Genomic DNA, 3,520 nt, shown 5'->3' with positions numbered 1-3,520 from the left:
TACCGTTACAAGATCGGCTAAAGACCGAACACGCTCGAGCTTCTCGCCAGATCTGACCAGGGCCGACACCGCCGCACGGATTTGGTCCCTTGCAAGTTTTAAAGTCCGCGGTGCCAAAGGCTTGTTGCGTGCATCGACGGCGAATGGATCGCCGACCGAGCACCAGGCCAAGTAATCGTCCCTGTCTTGGATGAAAGAGCGCGGCAAAAGCGATTCTTTGATGCGTTTCGCAGTCCGCTGGAACGATGGAACCGTTACTTCCGGCAGTCCTCGTAAGGTTGCGACCTCATTCCAAATCCGCGTCACTTGTTTATGAAGAACGTTTGGCCTTTTGTGCAGTGATCCCTGACGAACAGCCAATATGAACTCGCCGATCGCCCGGTCGTTTATCTCCTCCGACCTTATGCCTTCGTTGCTCAAATACCGAGCGAGGCGCATCAGTCCCAAATGATGCCCCTTGCTGAGACTGGACAAAAGATTCGACCACGCGGGATCTAGCGCCGCCTTTGCCTGAAGTTTGATCGGCAGCACGCCGCTCGCCCTGACGGCTGCCAGAAAATCTGAGCGGATGTTGACAAAGCGCTTGGGGGTCACCCCGGCTGCCACGGGATTTATCGCGGCAAGACCGGCCTGAATTTTCTCCAGCGAAAGCGGGATTGCGGCCGGCTCAGCGCCGAGCAGCTGTGCGACACGCAGGACTGCCGAACGCAGATCCCGGCGACGCGTTGGGGACAAGGCAGTGCAACGGCCCAGCGCCTGAAGAACCGCTTCCACCGTTGGCCCGGAAGGGCCGTTCGAAGGCTTCGGGGAAATGCGAGATTTCGCACGGGCAGTCATGGGATTCTCCCTTTCTCGGGAGACCGCCGTCGTGCCACGCGCGGCCTCGGGATGACAGCCGCGGACAGGAGCGGCGATGCCAAAAAGGTCTGGAAATCAGTCTGTGAGATGCGCACGAGCCCATTGATGCGGTGCGCAATAAGCCAGCCGTTTCCGATCCACCGGCGGACGGTGCGCTCGGAGCTTTCCATGAATTCCGCGATCTGAGCGATCGTGAAAAATTTGACAGGCGTTTTTGATCGGTTGGTCTTCACAGAACTCTCGCTGCCTTGGATGGCGTTTGTGACCTTCGGCGCTGCGAGAATTCAGATGCCTACTAATTGCACTGTCTTCAACGAACTTAGGCAACCCTAAGACGGAGCGTAGCCAAGACCTTCATACTTTGTGCGATTGGCGGCATTGATCCAAAATGGAAAGGCGAACTTCATCGGGGCCTTCGAGGAATTGCCGTTTGACAATTCAACTGCTCTCGCTTCAGCTAACCAGTGGCAACGTTCTGCGCAATCTTCGCACCGTTCTCGCTTGCAAGTTTTTCTGCTTGCACATTGTTGGCCTCTATCTCTGCTCAGATCATGGCGCAGTCGCTCTGAACGTCTTGCGGTTGAACGACGGCAACGGGCCGCCGATCAGGCCGGCCGCGCACGCGCGTGCTCGAGCAGTGGCCACGTTAATGTTTTTGGAGAACGACGCCTTTAAGTTTGGCGGTCTTCATGGTGGCGCGATCCTCGCGCGCGCCTTGGGAAGGAATCTGACCAGACCTCTATGGACCTTTTGCAGGACAGATGAATGGTCGTGCGGCGCGTGATAAAACTCCGGGGCGCGTGCCAGCACAAACAGAACCATGATCGCGACAATAATCGCTTGGCTCAATATCGATGACACTATCGCCATTTCTAACTCTGCACTTTGAACCATCCACGGGCGTCACCAGTGAACAGAAAATAGAAGGCCGCTGCCTCCATAAGGAGTGAAAGGCAACCCATTCCAATGATTAGCGGCGGCAATTGCGTCCAACTAGGAATAAGGAAAATCGGATTGGATGCCACGAAGACCACTAACAACAGCCATCGCGCCCAGTTCTTTCTCCCCCAAACCGCTAACCAAAAGAAGGGAAGCAGCACAGCAACCGTGATTGCGAACACGCCTGCCATTACCGCCATTTGAGCCGACCGTGTGACTGCTGGGTTGGGCGGGGGCAAGAGTGGAATCTGAACCAGGGCAATCGCGAGATGACCCCACCAAAGCCAAATAAAACGGCGAACATTGGTTGGCATTGCTTCAGGAGCATTCGCTTTTAGGCAGACAAATTTTCTTCGGCTTCACCGGAGCCCTTCAGGCTTAGCTGATGCCCTGGCGGTGCAGCTAATGAGCGCAGTCGCAGGTGACGTTGTGCGAATGTCCCGTTGAGTCACGCTTGTCGGCCATTGCCTGATAGCTGGTTCCTGCGTCCTGGGACACTTTGTCGACGGCGGCATTGCCGTTTCTTATGGCCTCAGCTTCGCTATCGGCACAGAAGTCGGACCTCAGCTGGTTTAGCCTCGCGGTGGCGTCCTGAAGCACTTTGGTCGCATCGCCGATGTGCTCCTGTTCAAATCCCTTGACGGCCGAGTTGGCCCGATCCGCTTCCGCCTGGCAATTCTTCTCATTGGCGGCAACGTGCCACTCCTTATAGGAGCTGGAAACGTTCTTCACCACTTTGACGCCGGCATCGAGTTTCGCGCACCACTGCTTTCCCTTTTGAGTTGTCGTCCACTTCGCTTCGGTCCGGAAACTGGCACGGGTTGTGCCGGCGATCATCTGATGCTGCGCTTGCTGGCAAGTTATCGTGACGGCATTTGCGCGAGGAGATGAGTCGTCGGCGATGGCGCCGTTCGGCCACGCGATCCACAGGACAGCTATTAACTGCAGGAACTTGAAGGGCGACGTTGTTTCGCCCAGCGTTGCCATCAAATCGCGTCGCATCATCGAGGCCCCCTCTGGCAGAGAATTCTACCGTTGCCGTCAGCGTTGTGTATCACAGCACGTCGGCAGGCTCGATGTCATGCGGGCGTTATTGAGATGGCGCCCGGTGGCGGTTGACCCTTTGAACCAGAGCGGGCTTTTGCCGCCCTTTTGCCGGCATCAGACCCGCATCTGGCCGTATTTTTTCCTGAAAAGCGCGTTCCGTGTTGGCCGCGTGCGCATGCAACCGCAACAGCTCGCGGCCTTGGATGCATGGATCACGGCGCAGGCCGATGCTCCGTCGGCCCAGAAGCTATTCGTCGACTGGTCGAACAAGCATTACGGTCGACGGATATCCGGCCAGTGAGCGTTAAGGCACGGGAGAGAGCGGCCGACCTTGCCTCAAAGGAAATCGACAAGCTGAAAGCGCATGACATCGGTGGAGAGGAGCACCATCAGCGCAAGCGCCACCTCATTAAAGGGCCGAAAAAGTTTCGGGAATTACGCGGCCGGCGGCGCAAAATTCAAACCCGAGAGCGACGTGCAATTACCTCTTCTTGAACCACTTCGCGAGCCTGCCATGTGGATATTCACTGTCTTTTTGCTCAAGCCTCGATAAATCCTCGTCTTTATCGTCTTCCGGATCTTCGTAGCTCATCGCTTCCGAAAACGCAGTCACGGCTGACAAGACATATTCCTTGTCTTCTTTTGGCATGTTGGAAACCGCGGCTTTCAGGAATTT

Annotated in this window: 4 protein-coding genes; 1 reads left to right on the top strand and 3 read right to left on the bottom strand. The window is 56.3% G+C overall.

What is annotated here, in order from left to right; genetic code table 11:
* A partial coding sequence (locus VGG64_19545; GenBank protein HEY1601805.1) for a hypothetical protein occupies positions 1-837 on the bottom strand: 837 nt, incomplete at its 3' end.
* Positions 838-2,199: 1,362 nt separating this feature from the next.
* Positions 2,200-2,634, bottom strand: coding sequence for a hypothetical protein (locus VGG64_19540; protein HEY1601804.1), 435 nt, complete (start codon positions 2,632-2,634; stop codon positions 2,200-2,202).
* Positions 2,635-2,698: 64 nt separating this feature from the next.
* Here VGG64_19540 and VGG64_19535 point away from each other — a divergent pair, with 64 nt between their 5' ends.
* Positions 2,699-3,145, top strand: a complete 447-nt coding sequence (locus VGG64_19535) for a hypothetical protein (GenBank protein ID HEY1601803.1) — start codon at positions 2,699-2,701, stop codon at positions 3,143-3,145.
* Positions 3,146-3,325: 180 nt separating this feature from the next.
* Here VGG64_19535 and VGG64_19530 read toward each other — a convergent pair.
* On the bottom strand, positions 3,326-3,520 hold a 195-nt coding region (locus VGG64_19530), incomplete at its 5' end, for a hypothetical protein (GenBank protein ID HEY1601802.1).

It is taken from the genome of Pirellulales bacterium, assembly GCA_036490175.1.
GTDB lineage: Bacteria > Planctomycetota > Planctomycetia > Pirellulales > JACPPG01 > JACPPG01.
Note: the sequence above shows the minus strand (reverse complement) of the source record. Positions and strands in the feature narration are given on the sequence as shown.

Excerpts from the sequence above, each read along its gene's own strand:
- VGG64_19540 (HEY1601804.1), bottom strand. The coding sequence starts at position 2,634 with ATGATCGCCGGCACAACCCGTGCCAGTTTCCGGACCGAAGCGAAGTGG.
- VGG64_19535 (HEY1601803.1), top strand. The coding sequence starts at position 2,699 with ATGGCGCCGTTCGGCCACGCGATCCACAGGACAGCTATTAACTGCAGG.